General features: G+C 66.7%; 12 protein-coding genes. 7 read left to right on the forward strand and 5 right to left on the reverse strand.

The features are described from left to right. The first annotated feature begins 98 nt into the window (after nt 1-98). The 4 genes from KK488_RS12570 (at nt 99) to KK488_RS12585 (ending at nt 4,182) form a co-directional block, all read left to right on the forward strand. Nucleotides 99-1,460 (forward strand): MFS transporter, encoded by a 1,362-nt coding sequence (locus KK488_RS12570; protein ID WP_214624037.1) that lies wholly within the window; start codon nt 99-101, stop codon nt 1,458-1,460. Continuing rightward, nucleotides 1,457-2,023: a nuclear transport factor 2 family protein gene (locus KK488_RS12575; protein ID WP_214624038.1), complete on the forward strand. Its 567-nt coding sequence runs from the start codon at nt 1,457-1,459 to the stop codon at nt 2,021-2,023. Before KK488_RS12570 ends, KK488_RS12575 begins: the two co-directional genes overlap by 4 nt. Nucleotides 2,024-2,036: 13 nt before the next feature. After that, the gene (locus tag KK488_RS12580) at nt 2,037-2,906 is read left to right on the forward strand and encodes a helix-turn-helix domain-containing protein (protein WP_214624039.1); all 870 of its coding nucleotides are present in this window, start codon (nt 2,037-2,039) and stop codon (nt 2,904-2,906) included. Nucleotides 2,907-3,210: 304 nt separating this feature from the next. Beyond that, nucleotides 3,211-4,182, forward strand: coding sequence for an aldo/keto reductase (locus KK488_RS12585; RefSeq protein WP_214624040.1), 972 nt, complete (start codon nt 3,211-3,213; stop codon nt 4,180-4,182). Nucleotides 4,183-4,510: 328 nt separating this feature from the next. Here KK488_RS12585 and KK488_RS12590 read toward each other — a convergent pair whose 3' ends face one another. Then, nucleotides 4,511-5,368, reverse strand: coding sequence for a dienelactone hydrolase family protein (locus tag KK488_RS12590; protein ID WP_214624041.1), 858 nt, complete (start codon nt 5,366-5,368; stop codon nt 4,511-4,513). A gap of 109 nt (nt 5,369-5,477) precedes the next feature. Between KK488_RS12590 and KK488_RS12595 the strand changes: the two genes are divergently transcribed. The 3 genes from KK488_RS12595 to KK488_RS12605 all read left to right on the forward strand — a co-directional run bounded on the left by KK488_RS12595 (nt 5,478) and on the right by KK488_RS12605 (nt 9,421). After that, a complete protein-coding gene (locus tag KK488_RS12595) occupies nt 5,478-7,103 on the forward strand; it encodes an NAD(P)/FAD-dependent oxidoreductase (RefSeq protein ID WP_214624042.1) in 1,626 nt (541 codons plus the stop codon). Nucleotides 7,104-7,205: 102 nt separating this feature from the next. After that, nucleotides 7,206-7,892: a hypothetical protein gene (locus KK488_RS12600; protein ID WP_214624043.1), complete on the forward strand. Its 687-nt coding sequence runs from the start codon at nt 7,206-7,208 to the stop codon at nt 7,890-7,892. Between the two features lie 23 nt (nt 7,893-7,915). After that, nucleotides 7,916-9,421, forward strand: a complete 1,506-nt coding sequence (locus tag KK488_RS12605; protein ID WP_214624044.1) for a CoA-acylating methylmalonate-semialdehyde dehydrogenase — start codon at nt 7,916-7,918, stop codon at nt 9,419-9,421. A 187-nt stretch (nt 9,422-9,608) separates the two neighbouring features. On the opposite strand, the gene KK488_RS12610 is transcribed toward KK488_RS12605, so the two are convergent. The 4 genes from KK488_RS12610 to KK488_RS12625 form a co-directional block, all read right to left on the reverse strand. Next, on the reverse strand, nt 9,609-11,561 hold the full coding sequence (locus KK488_RS12610; RefSeq protein WP_214624045.1) for a CocE/NonD family hydrolase: 1,953 nt from the start codon (nt 11,559-11,561) through the stop codon (nt 9,609-9,611). A 73-nt stretch (nt 11,562-11,634) separates the two neighbouring features. Then, the gene (locus KK488_RS12615; RefSeq protein WP_214624046.1) at nt 11,635-13,254 is read right to left on the reverse strand and encodes a hypothetical protein; all 1,620 of its coding nucleotides are present in this window, start codon (nt 13,252-13,254) and stop codon (nt 11,635-11,637) included. Between the two features lie 57 nt (nt 13,255-13,311). Next, nucleotides 13,312-14,268: an aldo/keto reductase gene (locus KK488_RS12620; RefSeq protein ID WP_214624047.1), complete on the reverse strand. Its 957-nt coding sequence runs from the start codon at nt 14,266-14,268 to the stop codon at nt 13,312-13,314. A 16-nt stretch (nt 14,269-14,284) separates the two neighbouring features. Beyond that, nucleotides 14,285-15,292 carry a DUF6282 family protein gene (locus KK488_RS12625; RefSeq protein ID WP_214624048.1) on the reverse strand — a complete coding sequence of 336 codons (1,008 nt, stop codon included), beginning with the start codon at nt 15,290-15,292 and terminating at the stop codon, nt 14,285-14,287. Nucleotides 15,293-15,354: the final 62 nt, after the last annotated feature.

A 15,354-nucleotide genomic window follows, 5' to 3' on the forward strand; every position in this document is an offset into this window, starting at 1 on the left:
CGAGACACGTTGGCACGGCGCTTAACGTGTCTCGACTTCGCTCGACACGAACGGACCTTGGGCGCCGCTGTCTGGCTTCCCCCTTGCTGACCGCCACCATGGACGCCGCTACGCCCATCCCCCGTCCGCCCGGCGACGTCGATGCGCCCATCGATCTCCCGCGCGTCACCGGTCTGCAGCTTCGCGTCTTCATTGCCTGCGCGCTCGTGCTGTTCTGCGATGGCTACGACATGCAGTCGCTTGCGCTCGCGGTGCCGAGCCTGATCACTCAGTTCGGCGTCACCGCGAATGACTTCAGCCTCGCGCTCTCCGCCAGCCTGTTCGGCATGGCGATCGGCGGCGCCGTCTTTGCCCCGCTCGGCGACCGGATCGGCCGCAAGCCGATGCTGGTCGCCGCAATGATCTGCCTCGGCGCCAGCACCCTCGGCGCGCTGCTCATCCCGTCCACGCTCTGGATCGCCTTGTGTCGCCTGTTCACCGGCATCGGCCTCGGCATCGCCGGCGTGAACGCCGCCGCGCTCTCGGGGGAATATGCTCCGGCGCGCTGGCGCTTCCTGATCATGACCGTGCTGACCTGCTTCGTGCCGCTCGGCGCTTTCCTCGGCGCGATGACCGCGCCCGCCATCATCGATGCCTTGACCTGGCGCGGCATCTTCTATGTCGGCGGCTTCGGCCCGATCTTGATCGGCTGCATCGCGCTGCTGCTGACGGCGGAGTCGCTTAAATGGCTGCTCCTGCGTCGCCCGGCCGACCCGCGCATCGCCGTCATCGCCCGTCAGCTCGCGCCGACGCTCGATCCTGCCGAACTCACTGTCTCAACCGATCAGGGCGCCACGCGCCAGTCCGTCTTCGGCCTGCTCATGCCCGCCCATCGCATCCGCACCCTGGTCGTCTGGCTCTCGGTCGGCAGCGGCGCTTTCTCGCTCTATCTCATGATGAGCTGGCTGCCGACCATGCTCAAGGAAGCGCACTGGTCGAGCGCGGACGCGCTGCGCGGCACGGCGGCGGTCCAGCTTGGCGGCATCTTCTCGAGCCTGCTGATGGCCTGGGCGATCGACCGGCGCAAGCTGCTGCCGGCGGTGCTGTGCGGCTATGGCTGCGCGCTGCTCGCCTTCCTCGCGATCGGCCTGCTGCCGGGCTCGGTGCTCGGCTGGCAGATGCTGCTCGTCCTCGCCGGTGCCGGCACCTCGGGCATGCAGGCGGTGTGGATGGCCATCGCCGTCGTCCTCTATCCGCTGGAACTGCGCGCGACCAGCGCCGGCTGGTTGAGCTGCGTCAGCCGCATCGGCGCCGTCGCAGCGCCCTTCGCCGGCGGGGCCGCGCTCGCCGCCGGGGTCGAACCGCGCCACATGCTGCTCGGCCTCGTCGTGCCCGTGGGCATCTCGATCCTCGCCATCCTGCTCGCCCGGCGCCATTTCGTGCCGCCGCCAGCCGTCATCCTCACCGGAGAAGCGCCATGAGCGAGATCGATCTCGCCGCCCTCGCCGCCAAGGTCCGCCGTCTGGAAGATCGCGCCGAGATCCTCGACTGCATGAACCGCTACACGCGCGGCGCCGACCGGCTCGATCGCGAGCTGCTGCTGAGCGCCTATCACCCCCACGCAACCGACGATCGCGGCGCTTTCACCGGCGGGCGCGAGGCGCGGGTCGACTGGCTGCTCGCCTATCTGCGCACGCTCCCGCACACCTCGCATCACATCACCAATTTCACGATCGATCTGGACGGCGACGAGGCCCATTGCGAAAGCTATGTGATCACCACGCGCCTGGAGGATGAGGGCGCCAGCGTCGTCATCGGCGGCGCACGCTACATCGACCGGTTCGAGCGCGTCGATGGCCGCTGGGCGATCGCCCATCGCGAGGCGGTGATGGACTTCAACTTCACGGCGCCGACCAGCGACCTTCCGCCCAGGGTCCTCGCGGGCGCGCGCGACCGCAGCGACCGCTCCTATGCGCGGCCCTTCGCATTGTCGGCGGAAGGCGAGGCGCGGATGCGGACCGGCCTCACGGCGCCGAAGGACTAGGGGGAGCAGGCTCATGCAAAACAGTGCCGTCATGTCGACCTTCGCGGAACGCCCAGTGGCGATCCCCTCGCCGCGGCTCGATCCGGCGGATGGCGAGGCGATCCGTCTCGGCGCCGTCAGCCTCGCCTCGCTGCGTCCGGGCGCGCAGGCGGAGCCACGCGCCGCCACCTGCAGCCTCTATTTCCAGGTCGCCCGCAGCGCGCTCGGTTCGGTCGCGGGCAGGCCCTTCCGCCTCGATGCGGGCTGCTGGCTGGTGACGCTGTCCGCCGCGAGCCGCATCGAACCGATGCCGGGCGGGCAGACGCTGGCCTTCAGCTTCCCGGCCGATCTCCTGTCTCGCCGCCTCGCGAGCCAGATCCAGTCGCGCGTATCGGCTGCCATGCCGCTTGGCAGCGCCGCCAAAATGTGTCTGGAACTGAGCCGCTTTCACCTGGCGCAGAATGAGGCCGTTGCGCCATCCGTCGCTGATGCTGTCGGGGAATCTCTGGTGGAACTGGCCAAGCTGGCGATCATCGAACAGCTTTGCGAGAAGCGCGTCGAGAGCGTCCGCGAGACCGTCCGCGCCCGCATCCAGACCTTCGTCCAGCGCAACCTCGTGGACCCGGACCTCACCATCGAGCGCATCGCCGATCGGATGCAATGCACCAAGCGCTACTTGCACAAGGTGTTCAGCGATGAGGGCCAGACGCTCAACCAATATATCTGGGCGCAGCGGCTGGAGCGCTGTCGCAGCGAACTATGCCGCGCCGAGCAGGCCGACAAGTCGATCACCGAGATCGCCTTCGCCTGTGGCTTCAGCAACGCCGCCCACTTCAGCCGCAGCTTCCGCACCCGTTTCGGCCAGCCGCCCCGCGCCTATCGGCGGATGATGGGAGCGCATTGAGAGGGATCGGCGGGAATGCCTGCGCGCGTCCGCTTTGGGAGGTTTTCAGTCTTAGCCCCTCCCCTTTAGGGGAGGGGAAAGGGGTGGGGGCGATGCGCAGCATCGCTCGCGCAGCGATCATGCGGGACCGTTCAGCCCCATCCCACCCCCTCCCCTAAAGGGGAGGGGCTAAAGGCAACAATGGCGTCGGATCCTGACAGGCTTTGGGCGTCCCCTAATCAAGTCCCCCACAACCCAGAAAATCGCTGAGCAATTCCGCCCGATGCTGTAGGAAGCGCATGACGCCGGAGAAGGAGGTTCAGCCATGACTCGCAGAAAGCTCGGAAGCTCCAACCTCATGATCGCGCCCCTGATGTTCGGCGGCAATGTGTTCAACTGGACGGTGGACGAGGCGACCTCCCACACGCTCCTGGACGCGTTCGTCGATGGCGGCTTCAATGCGATCGACACGGCGGATGCCTATTCCATCTGGGTTCCCGGCAACAAGGGCGGAGACTCGGAAGAGGTGATCGGCAGCTGGCTCGCCAGGCGCGGTGGCCGCGAGCGCGTCGTCATCGCCACCAAGACCGGCGTTCCGCTTGCCCCCGGCGACGGTGGCCTCGCGCCCGACCGGATCGAGCGCGCCGTCGACGCCTCGCTCAAGCGCCTCAAGACGGATTATATCGACCTCTTCCAGTCGCATGTCGACGACGCCAATGTGCCGCTCGCGGAGACGCTGGGCGCCTATGACAAGCTGATCAAGGCCGGCAAGATCCGCGCGATCGGCGCCTCCAACTTCACGCCCGAGCGCCTTGCCGAAGCGCTCGACATCGCCGAGCGCGAGACTCTGCCGCGCTTCGCCTCGCTCCAGCCGCTCTACAATCTCTATGACCGCGCGCCGTTCGAGAGCGGGCTGGAGCAGCTCTGCCTCGATCGCGATGTCGGCGTGATCTCCTATTATTCGCTGGCGAGCGGCTTCCTCACCGGCAAGTATCGATCGGAAGCGGATCTTGAAGGTCGCGCGCGGGGTGCCGGTATCCGCAAATATCTGACTGGGCGGGGCACCGCGATCCTCGCCGCGCTGGACGATGTCGCTGCGGCGCACGGCGTCGGGCTGGCGCAGATCGCGCTCGCCTGGCTGATGCAGCGGCCCGCCGTGACCGCGCCGATCGCGAGCGCGACCAGTCTCACGCAGCTTCAGGAAATCATGGGCGCGAGCCGGATCACGCTGTCCCAGGCGCAGATCGCCCAGCTCGATGCGGCCAGCGTTCCGAAGCCGGCCGCCGCGGAAGGCTGATCCGCCTGTCCTACAGACCTCAGCTCATGGCATGATCATCGGGCGCGCAGCTGCGCCCCGCTCTTTGACACCGTAGAGCCATCCCCGAAAATTCATGCCCTCATTCGCTCCGCGCGAAACTTTGGCCGAAACGCCATGCGTCATATGCGCGATGTTCGTGATGTTCCGAACAGGAAACGGCTGTTTTCCGCCGTTTCCAAATTCGAGAAGTTTACACATGCTGTGAGCTTTTCCGCCCAAGCGAACACTGGCAGTGTGGTTATTAGAGCTTGTCCTGCGTGAGCGGAATCAGCGTTCCTGCTTTCGCAGGAAGACATGTCGATCCGTCCTAGGCCAGCTTCGCCTTGTAAAGCTTGGTGAGCTCCGCCCAGGCCTTTTCGGCAGCCGCCTGATCATAAACCTGGCTGCCCGGCACACACCAGCCATGATCGCCCGGATAGACCTCGACCGTCGCGTCCTTCCTGGCCGCCGCGAAGGCCGCTTTCAGGATGTCCTTGGACTTGGGGTCACGTGCATCGTCGTTGCGGGCGACGCAGATCAGGAAGGCAGCGTTCATCTTCGGAATCAACAGGTGCGGGCTGTTCGGCTGGTCCGTGGTGAGGCCGCCGCCGTGGAAGGTCGCCACCGCGCCGATCCGGTTCGCCACCGCCGCGCCGGTGCGGAAGGAGAGCGGTCCGCCCATGCAATAGCCCTGCACGCCGGCCTTCCTCTTCTTGTCCGTCTGCGGCTGCGCGTCGAGAAAGGCGAGATAGGCCTTGGAGTCCTTGTCCACACCCTCGTCGGTCATCGCCCCGCGATAGCCGAACAGCTTCTGCCGTCCTTCCGGCGTGCTGAAGTCGGCGCCAGCGCTGACCGCCGTCGCCGTCGCGCTGCGATAGAAGGGATTGGGCACCAGCACGACATAGCCCTGCGCGGCGAGTCGCCGGCCCATCTCGCGGAACACCGGCCGCAGCCCCATAATGTCCGGCCACATCAGCACGGCGGGCCAGGGACCCTTGCCGGCGGGATGGAAGAGTGCGGCATCGGCCTGGCCGTCCGGCGTCTTCACGGTCACGTCGGTCTCGACGACGTTCTCGGCGGCGCAGGCGGCGCTGGTCAGGCCGGCGGCGGCGCTTAGCGCGACGAAGGTGCGGCGCGTGAGGCTCCAGTCCTCGATGATGCCCTGATTGATCTCATTGTCGCACATGCCGAGTCTCTCCCGATGTTGACTTTGGAGACTTGGTCTCCCGCTCCCGCACGCCTGTCAAGCGGATCAACAGGTTGGCGCGGGCCGTGATCGGGGCTAGGGGCAGGGCATGCTGCGCTTGTCCGGACTGACGCTGCCCCTCGATCATCCCGACGAGGCGATGCCCGAGGCGATCTGCGCGCGGCTGGGCATCTCGCGCGCCGACCTGTTGAGCCACGCGATCGTGCGGCGCGGCAATGATGCGCGCAGGAAGAGCGCGATCCTGCTGGTCTATACGGTCGACGTGGCGCTGCGCGACGAGCCGGCGGTGCTCGCGCGCTTCGCGGGCGATCATGACGTGCGGCCGTGCCCGGACACGGACTATCGCTTCCCGGTCATGGCGCCGCAGGGCTGGTCCGGCCTGCGCCCGGTGGTCATCGGCGCCGGGCCGTGCGGGTTGTTCGCCGGGCTCATCCTTGCTCAGATGGGCTTCCGTCCGATCATCCTCGATCGCGGCAAGGTGGTGCGCGAGCGGACCAAGGATACCTGGGGCCTGTGGCGCCGCGCGCAGCTTGATCCGGACAGCAATGTCCAGTTCGGCGAGGGCGGGGCGGGCACCTTCTCGGACGGCAAGCTCTATTGCCGCGTCAAGGACCCGCGCTTTCTCGGCCGCAAGGTGCTGGAGGAGTTCGTCAAGGCCGGCGCGCCCGAGGACATATTGACCGAGGCGCATCCGCACATCGGCACCTTCCGCCTCGTCACCATGGTCGAGAGCATGCGGCGCACGATCGAGGAACTGGGCGGCGAGTATCGCTGGCAGACCCGTGTCGACGATGTGGCGCTCGACCGGGTGAGCGACGGCAGGCAACGCTTGCGTGGCCTGCATCTCCACGACGGCAGCTTCCTGGAGGCGGACCATGTCGTCCTTGCCGTCGGCCACAGCGCGCGCCCGACCTTCGAGATGCTGCACGCGCGCGGCGTGTTCATCGAGGCCAAGCCCTTCTCGATCGGTGTGCGCATCGAGCATCCGCAAAGCTGGGTCGATGAGGCGCGCTATGGGCGCTATGCCAGGCATCCGGTGCTCGGCGCCGCCGCCTACAGCCTCGCCCATCACTGCGCGAGCGGGCGCACGGTCTACAGCTTTTGCATGTGTCCCGGCGGGCGCGTCGTCGCGGCGACCTCGGAAGTCGGGCGCGTCGTCACCAATGGCATGAGCCAATATTCGCGCGCCGAGTTCAACGCCAATTCGGGGCTCGTCGTCGGCATCGATCCGGCGAAAGACTATCCCGATGGCCCGCTCGCCGGCATCGCGCTGCAGCGGCACTGGGAGTCGCGGGCCTATGTCGCGGGCGGCTCGAACTACAACGCGCCGGGACAGAAGGTCGGCGACTTCCTCGCCGGGCGTCCTTCGACCAAGCTCGGATCGGTCGTTCCGTCCTACAAGCCCGGCGTGACCCTCACCGACATCGCCCAGTGCCTGCCCGACTATGTGATCGAGAGCTTCCACGAGGCGCTGCCGGCCTTTGGGCGCCAGATCCGCCACTATGATCACCCCGATGCGGTGATGACCGGCGTCGAGACGCGGACCAGCTCGCCGATCCGCATCACGCGCGGCAGGGACTATCAGAGCCTCAATGTCGAGCGGCTCTTCCCGGCCGGTGAAGGGGCAGGTTATGCCGGCGGCATCCTCTCGGCGGCGATCGATGGCATCAAGGTCGCGGAGGCGGTCGCGAGCAGCATCATGGCCGTGCGTTAGGCCTTGCCTGCCTCGGCGTTTGTGCACAGCATGACCGCGCCTTTGCGTCTATGCATGAGCAGCGGCGCGGCATAACGGCGGATACGGATGTAGGAGAGGCGGATGCAGATCGGGACAGCATTGCGGATCGGGGCTGCGGTTCTCTGCGCGCTGACGCTGGGTGCTGCGGCGGCGCCGCAACGTGACCTCTATGAGGTGATCGCCTTCCAGGATGGCGGCGCGCCGGCCCTTGCCGACATGAACCCGCGCGTCCTGTCTGTCATCGCTCCCACGCGGGCTGATCTTGGCCCGTCCGCTATCTACATCGAGACCGATCAGGCAGGGCTGGTGCGGGTCAATGACGATGCGCAGCTGCCCAACAAGGGCCCGCTGCTGATCTACAAGGCGCTCGGCCCGCATCTGCCTTCCACCGCCACCGTGCGCGCCGGTGCCGCCAGCCTCGTGCCGGGCGCGAAGGGGCAGCCGCGCACTTACTATCTCTTCGCCCATCTCGAGCCGGCGGAGGGCAAGGAGCAGACCTTCAACGATTTCTATGACGCGACCCATCTGACCGAAGTGATTGCCGTGCCCGGCATGCAGTGGGGCATGCGTGGCCGGCTGGTCTCGCAGTCGCCCGAGACGTTCGACGCGCCGCGCTACTCCGCGATCTACGAGTTCAAGAGCTACGATCTCAAGGCGACGATGGCCGAGGTCGACCGGCGCCTCAAGGTCGGCATCACCAAGGCCTTCCCGATGGGCAGCGTCGGCCGCAACGTCCTCGTCTTCTATGCCGGCCCGGCGACCAAGTAACACTTCCTGACCAGAGCAGAGCCATGACCAGCCCCAGACTGATCCCCCACTTCATCGGCGGCGCGCCGCGCAGCATCGCGCAAGGCCGCCTCGCGCCCGTCTATGATCCTGCGACCGGCGGGGTCAGCGCGCAGGTCGATCTCGCGACGACCGCGCTGGTCGACGAGGCGGTTGCCGCTGCCACCGCGGCTTTCCCTGCCTGGGCCGCGACGCCGCCGCACCTGCGCGCTCGCGTCATGTTCCGCCTGCGCGAGCTGATCGTGCGCGAGGAGGATCGCCTTGCCGCGCTCATCACCAGCGAGCATGGCAAGATAGTCACCGATGCCAAGGGCGAGCTGCTGCGCGGCTTGGAGGTGGTCGAGTTCGCCTGCGGCATCCCCCAATTGCTAAAGGGCGAGTTTAACGAGAGCGTCGGCCGCAGCATCGATGCGGTCTCGATCCGCCAGCCGCTCGGCGTCGTCGCGGGCATCACGCCGTTCAACTTCCCCGCCATGGTGCCGATGTGGATGTTCCCGGTGGCGCTCGCCTGCGGCAACAGCTTCATCCTCAAGCCTTCCGAGCGCGACCCGAGCCTCGCCGTCGAGCTGGCGCTGCTGCTCAAGGAAGCGGGGCTGCCTGACGGCGTGTTCAACGTCGTTCATGGCGACAAGGAAGCGGTCGATGCGCTGCTCGATCATCCCGGCGTCGATGCGATCAGCTTCGTCGGCTCGACGCCCATCGCGGAATATATCCACCAGCGCGGCACCGCCAACGGCAAGCGCGTCCAGGCGCTGGGTGGCGCCAAGAACCACATGGTCATCCTGCCGGACGCGGACATGGAGCAGGCCGTCGACGCGCTGATGGGCGCTGGCTACGGCTCGGCCGGCGAGCGCTGCATGGCGATCTCGGTCGCGGTGCCGGTGGGACAGGCGACGGCCGACCGGCTGGTCGAGATGCTCGCGCCGCGCGTGCGCGCGCTCAAGGTCGGGCCGGGCAGCGACGCCAGCAACGACATGGGGCCGCTCGTCACCGGCGTACATCGCGACAAGGTGCGCTCCTATGTCGATCTTGGCATCGAGGAAGGCGCGGAGCTGGTCGTCGACGGGCGCGATTTGCGGCTGCAGGGCTATGAGGAAGGCTTCTTCCTCGGCGGCTGCCTGTTCGACCATGTCACGCCCGACATGCGCATCTACAAGGAAGAGATTTTCGGTCCCGTCCTGTCGGTGGTCCGGGCCGGCAGCTTCGAGGAGGCGATCGGCCTCGTCGATGCCCACGAATATGGCAATGGCACGGCGATCTTCACGCGCGACGGGCGCACCGCTCAGGATTATCTCGCCCGCGTGAAGGTCGGCATGGTCGGCATCAACGTGCCGATCCCGGTGCCGATGGCCTTCCACAGCTTCGGCGGCTGGAAACGCTCGCTGTTCGGCGAGCATCATATGCACGGCCCGGAAGGCGTGCGCTTCTACACGCGCCTCAAGACCGCGACGATGCGCTGGCCGACCGGCCCCAGCACCGGCGCCGACTTCCTGATGCCGACGCAGAAATAGCGCGCAGATTATGTCGTGGCCGCGACATATTCGCCCGAAGGTCACGAAAGTCACAGTGTGAACCAATATCTTCCGGCGGACAGAAATGAGAAACTTGCGGCCGCCAGAAATGAGAAAGAGCCGTGCGCCCCAGGCGGCGCACGGGCACCATGGCATGCCCCCTCCCGTGTAGGACAGCGCCTTTCGGTCAGTCCGCGACCGGCAGGATCACCGCGCTGGCATGGGCGCCGCCGAAGAAGATGCTCTGCGTCGCGGCCTTGTAATCGCCGGGCTTGGCGTTGAAGATATTGCCGACATAGGTCTGCGGGTTGCGATCGTAGAGCGGGAACAGGCTCGACTGGATTTGGACCATGATCCGGTGTCCCGGCAGGAACACATGGTTCACGTTGGGCAGGCCCCAGCCATAATTCTCGACCTTGCCCGGGGTGAGAGCGGCGGGCGTCGCCAGGCCGTGGACATAGCGACCGCGGAAAATCTCGACGCCGATCGGCAGCTCGAGACCCGGCTGCGGTGGCCGCGCGCTCGGGCTGTTCGCCTCCGGCGTAACATCCGGATAGACGTCGATCAGCTTCACCACCCAGTCGCTGTCCGTGCCGCTGGTCGCCGCGAACAGATCGACCTGCGGCGCGCCCATGATGTGGACCGGCTTGTCGAGCGGCGCGGTGGTGTAGCTCAGCACGTCCGGCCGTCCGTCGACGAAGCGCTGGTCGGTTACGAGCCAGGTCGTCCACTGCCTGGTGTCCGCCATGTCGAGCGGGCGGGGCAGGAAGGGTACGGGCTTTGCCGGATCGGAGACATAATCGTCATGCCCCTCGCTCGCCGGCCGCGCGAAGCTCGCGGTGAAGCCGGCGCCCAGATAGAGCGGCGTCGGCGCGCCGACCGGCCATTTGCTGGTGACCTGCCACTGGTCGATGCCGGTCGCATAGGTCAGCACTGGCGGCGTCTTGGGGTCGGGCGCGTCCTTCAGATAATGATCGAAGAAGGGCTTCATGTAGCGCACGCGGAACTCGCGCGCGGTGTCGCCGGTGAGGGTCAGCGGGCCGAGCTCATAGCCGTAATGATTGACGCCCGAATGGCGCCACGGGCCGATGACCAGCGAGACCATGTCGTTGTTGGCGTCCTTGGGCTCCATCACCTTGTAGACGGCGGGCGCGCCATAGCTGTCTTCCTGGTCCCATTGGCCGACGACCAGCATCGTGGGCACTTTGAGGGGATGCGCGGCCATCCATTTGTCGACCGCCTGCAGCGACCAGAAATCGGTGTAGGCCGGATTTTCCATGACCTTGCGGGTGAAGGGGATCTGGTCGATCCCCCATTGCCGGGCGAAGTCGCCGGCCGAGCCGGCCTTGAGATAGAGGTCGTAATCATCGCCGGCGCCATGCGGAATGGCAGCGCCGTCGTCGCCCTTGCCGGTGCTCATCTCCAGATAATAATCGAAGTCGTTCACGCGGAAGGCGCCGTTGTGGAAGCTGTCGTCGCCGATCCAGGTGTCGACCATCGGGCTCTGCGGTACGGCGGCTTTCAGTGCGGGATGCGGATTGATCTCGGCCATCAGGGTCGTGAAGCCGAGATAGGAGGAGCCGTTGATGCCGACCTTGCCGTTGGTCTCCTTCACATTCTTCACCAGCCAGTCGATCGTGTCATAGGCGTCGGTGGACTCGTCGATGCCGGTTTTGTTCAGCGGGCCGGCGAGGGGGCGCGTCATGATGAACGTCCCCTCCGACTTATGCATGCCGCGAATGTCCTGATAGACGCGGATATAGCCGTCTTCGACGAACTCGGCATCCATCGCGGGCAGGATCTCGGTGATATGCTGGGACTTGGTGCGGTGCGTCGCGTCCTTGGCATCATAGGGCGTGCGCGAGAGGATGATCGGGGCGTTGGTCGTGCCCTTCTTCATGACGATGACCGTGTAGAGCTTCACGCCGTCGCGCATCGGCACCATGACCTCGCGGCGGATGAAATCGGCATCGGGCCGGACTTCGTCATAGGCAGGGGCGACGTCCGGCGTCATCGGTGTGACCGGGCCGCTGGCGGCCGGGGCGGGCGCTGGCTTGCTCCGGGCGAGGAGCGGCACGGAGGCTGTAAGAAGGGCGAGAATCGGGGCGGTGCCGAGCGCGAGGCGAGCGAGATGGGTCATACCGTCTGGCTACTGCGGGGTCTGTTTTCGCGCAAGTGCAGCAACTGCGTACACCGCCCGCCGCTCGCGGATGCTAGGTGGCGCGGATGGAGTACAAAGTCGCGTTGCTGATCGCATAGACCGCGCCGTCCGCACCGACGGCGGTGGGCGTATAGGCCTGGCCTAGGCCGGAGGTCAGCCGAATGCTCTGCGACAGCGTGTCGGTCGTCAGGTCCCAGCGATACAGGATGCCGTCCTCGTTGTTCGCGAGGATCGACTTGCGCTGCTGGTCGGCGGCCATGGTGTTGATGCACCATTCGCGCCGCGCCGTCGTCGAGCCTTCGTCGAAGGTCGGGCTGAGGATCGTCATCACTTCGCGCATTACCGAGACGCTCGGGATGATCGGGTCGGCCTGGCTCGCTTTCGAGTCGAGCACGGCGAGCCGGTTCAGCCCGTCGCCGGTGCCCGCTCCCTCGTAATTATTATATTTGACCGCGAGCAGGTAGGTCGACGATCCGGAGTATGAGGGCACCATCGTGGCCGGGATCACGCTGGGCGAAACGTCCCAGCCGAAGCTGCCCGGCACGCCCGCCGGATTGAGCAGCGCATCGAATTGCAGCAGCCAGCCGCGTGCATTGTGCGAGGGAAACTGCGCTTCCAGCACACCGTAGAAGACGCGGCCGTCCGGTCCGACCACCGGTGCCGCCGTGCCGTCGTCGCTCACGCGGGCGGCGGTGAGCAGGTTCGGGTCCGTCAGCGCGACTTTCGCGCGCGTCGCAAGCGTCACGCTGTCGAGCGCGAGCAGATAGCCCGTCCCGGAAGCCGTGTTCACAGCGATATAGACCGCCGTGCCGTCGTTCGAGATGGCCGGCGCGCAATTCATCGCTGGTTTCTGGATCGCGGCGTCGCCTGCGGCCGCGGCGGCGCCGACCCATGTGCCGGTGCCGTCGGGTGCGACGCGCGCGATGCCGCTCACCAGCCCGGCCGGGTTCGTGCCGGTCACCTGGAAGCCGAAGAAGATGTTGCCCTGCGCATCGGCGGTGAGGGGCGTGTTGATGAACAGGCTGGCGTTGAACGCCGCCGGATTGGCGTTGTAGGCGGCGGCACCATAGAAGATGTGCGAGGCCTGCGTGCTGGTCGCCGCGTCGGCGTCGTCGCGTAGCAGCAGCTTACCGCCAACGTCCGGCGCATAGAGGCGGCCCTGCGGCGTGAGCAGCACATTGTATGGCGGCAGCCAGTTGTGCGGCGGCGTGACATAGTCGGTGGCCACCGACCAGACGAGCACGCCGGTCGCGCCGCTCCGCCCTTCGACGCGATAGCCGCCGGTGGCCCCGGTCTTCACCGGAATCACCACGGTGTTGCGCGTCGTCACGACCGGCGAGCCATAATGGGTGAGCAGCGCGCCGCTCGATGTATATTGCGGGGCGGCGTCGACCGTGGCCGACCAGCTGATGCGGCCGAGATCCTGCGACGCGATCGCGCTCACCGCCGTGTGCTGAGCGTCATGTCCATAGCCGAACCAGGCCGGTCCCACGACCGGGGAAGGGGTCGGGGTGGGAGACGGGGTTGCGGTGGGGGTGGGTGTTGGGGTCGGTGCCGGCGCGGGCGATCCGCTGTCGCCGCACGCGGCGAGCAAGGCAGAGGAGGACAGCATTGCGAGGGTGCCGCGACGCGAGACGAGCAGAGGCGCGGGAAGGACGGGGCGGCGGCTCATAAGACAATCAGCATAGGCCTTCCTTCGAGGAAACGCATCCCCTCGTGCAGGACCTGCCTAGTTGGCGGATGCAGAGCTCGCATCGCCGAAGATCGCCTTCAGCTTCGCCTGCGTTTCGGGCGGCAGGGGCGGCGCCAGGATCGAGGCGACATTCTCCTCCAGATGCGCGGCGCTGCCGGTGCCGGTGAGGATGACGTCCGCCCCCGGCTCGTGGCGGCAGAAGCGATAGGCCGCCTCGATCTGCGATTTGATGCCGGGCGTCGCGCGCAGGAAATCGAGCGGGTCGTCGGGGTTGATCGAAGCGGGATCGATGTCGTGCTTCGCGATCATCTCGGCGATCGCCTCGCGGGTATTCTCGACGCTGTTGAGGCCTCGACGGACCGCGAACATGATGAGCGTGCCGACGTCATGCTTGAGCGTCAGCGGGAAGACGGTCTTGCGCGCGCTCGGGTTCAGCAGGTTGAAGCCGACCATGATCACGTCGAAATCGTCGGTCGGCAGCGCGGCCTGCGCCATCCTGTGGTCGGTGTCGTAGCGGAACACCTCGGTGATGCCGACGAAGCGGAGCTTGCCGGCCTGCTGCTGGCGCCGCACCTCCGGCAGCAGCACCTCGCGCGCATAATCGAGCTGGTCGAGCGAGACGCCGTGGAGATGGAAGAGGTCGACATAATCGGTGCGCAGGCGGCGCAGGCTGGACTCGAGATTCTCCGTGAACTCGGCGGCGGTGAAGTATTCCGGATTGCTCTCCGCGCCGCCCTTGCCGACCCAGCTCTTGGTCGAGAGGAACAGCTTGCTGCGGTCGCGGCCCTGGATGCCGTGCGCGACGGCTTCCTCGGTGCGATAGACCAAGGCGGTGTCGATGAAATTGATGCCGAGGTCGATGGCATGCTTCACCAGATCGCCGGCCTGCTCGGCGCTCGCGCCGCGCGCCATGCCGAGCCGGCTGTGGCCGCCGCAGCCGAGGCCAACCGCGCTTACCTGCTCGTTAGTACGGCCGAGGCGAACATAGTCCATTGCCTGATCCTCTCGATCACTTCATGCCCGGCTGCGGGAGGCCGAGCAGGGTCGTCGGATTCTCGACCATCATCTTGTGCAGTTCGGCGGTCGTCATCCCCTTGGCGCGCAGCTGGCCGGCGACATAGGCGATCATGTCGTCGGGGAAAGGGCGGTTCATCTGGCCGCTGTCGCTGCTCAGGATGACATGCTCGGGACCGACCGCGCGGATCGCGTCATAATATTGCTGCATGGTGAACTCGGCGCGCGAGCCGACGGCGAAGCCGCCGACGAACTCGATGAAGGCGCCAAGGCCAGCGGCCTCCTTCATCTGCGCGATCGTCATGTTGACGGGATGACCCATTGCATGGGTCACGACGATCTGCTTGACGCCCTGCTTGCGCGCTTCGCGGATGATCATCAGCGCTTCCTCGGCAGAGACATGGCCGGTCGAGAGTGCCAGAGAGGCCCCGCTGTCGCGCACCTTGGCGGCGGCGACCGCGGCGATCACTGCCTTGGTCTCGGGCAGCAGCGCGCCATTCTTCGAGACGGTGACGAAGGGCAGGTCGGGGTGGGCGGACCTGCGGATATTATTCTCGCTGTCCCAGGTCGGCATGGCGACGATGCGCCCGAAGCCGCCCTTCACCTCGGCGAACTGATAGACCGCCGCCGGGTTTAGGCCGCCCACCGTCAGGTTGAGGCAGAGCTGGCCGAACACCTCGATGTCCGGCACGGCCTTGCGGGTCAGATAGGCGATGCCGGCCGTCTCGTCGTAATGATGTTTGACGACGAAGCCGCGCATGTGGACGGTCCGGGCGCGCAGCGCCATGTCGACCGAGTCCAGCGCGCGCGCGGCCTGGGCGCTGTGGGGGCCGAAGCTGTCGGGATCAAGATGCGCGTGAATATCGATGGCATCCTTCAGCAGCGCGCGATCGGCGGCGGTGGGGGCGGGGAGCGCCTCGGCCGGCATGGTCAGCTGCGCCGGCGCGGCGGCCGCCGATGCGAGCAGCAGCATGGCCGCCGTGGCAAAAAGACCGCGAGTCATTCGAATGGACATTGGCAACCTCCCCGTTTTTCCTTGCGGGATGTCTAGCGATCCGGCGGACA

It is taken from the genome of Sphingobium nicotianae (genome assembly GCF_018603885.1).
GTDB lineage: Bacteria > Pseudomonadota > Alphaproteobacteria > Sphingomonadales > Sphingomonadaceae > Sphingobium > Sphingobium nicotianae.

Coding starts and splice junctions, on each gene's coding strand:
- KK488_RS12570 (WP_214624037.1), top strand. CDS start 99: ATGGACGCCGCTACGCCCATCCCCCGTCCGCCCGGCGACGTCGATGCG.
- KK488_RS12575 (WP_214624038.1), top strand. CDS start 1,457: ATGAGCGAGATCGATCTCGCCGCCCTCGCCGCCAAGGTCCGCCGTCTG.
- KK488_RS12580 (WP_214624039.1), top strand. CDS start 2,037: ATGCAAAACAGTGCCGTCATGTCGACCTTCGCGGAACGCCCAGTGGCG.
- KK488_RS12585 (WP_214624040.1), top strand. CDS start 3,211: ATGACTCGCAGAAAGCTCGGAAGCTCCAACCTCATGATCGCGCCCCTG.
- KK488_RS12590 (WP_214624041.1), bottom strand. CDS start 5,368: ATGTGCGACAATGAGATCAATCAGGGCATCATCGAGGACTGGAGCCTC.
- KK488_RS12595 (WP_214624042.1), top strand. CDS start 5,478: ATGCTGCGCTTGTCCGGACTGACGCTGCCCCTCGATCATCCCGACGAG.
- KK488_RS12600 (WP_214624043.1), top strand. CDS start 7,206: ATGCAGATCGGGACAGCATTGCGGATCGGGGCTGCGGTTCTCTGCGCG.
- KK488_RS12605 (WP_214624044.1), top strand. CDS start 7,916: ATGACCAGCCCCAGACTGATCCCCCACTTCATCGGCGGCGCGCCGCGC.
- KK488_RS12610 (WP_214624045.1), bottom strand. CDS start 11,561: ATGACCCATCTCGCTCGCCTCGCGCTCGGCACCGCCCCGATTCTCGCC.
- KK488_RS12615 (WP_214624046.1), bottom strand. CDS start 13,254: ATGAGCCGCCGCCCCGTCCTTCCCGCGCCTCTGCTCGTCTCGCGTCGC.
- KK488_RS12620 (WP_214624047.1), bottom strand. CDS start 14,268: ATGGACTATGTTCGCCTCGGCCGTACTAACGAGCAGGTAAGCGCGGTT.
- KK488_RS12625 (WP_214624048.1), bottom strand. CDS start 15,292: ATGACTCGCGGTCTTTTTGCCACGGCGGCCATGCTGCTGCTCGCATCG.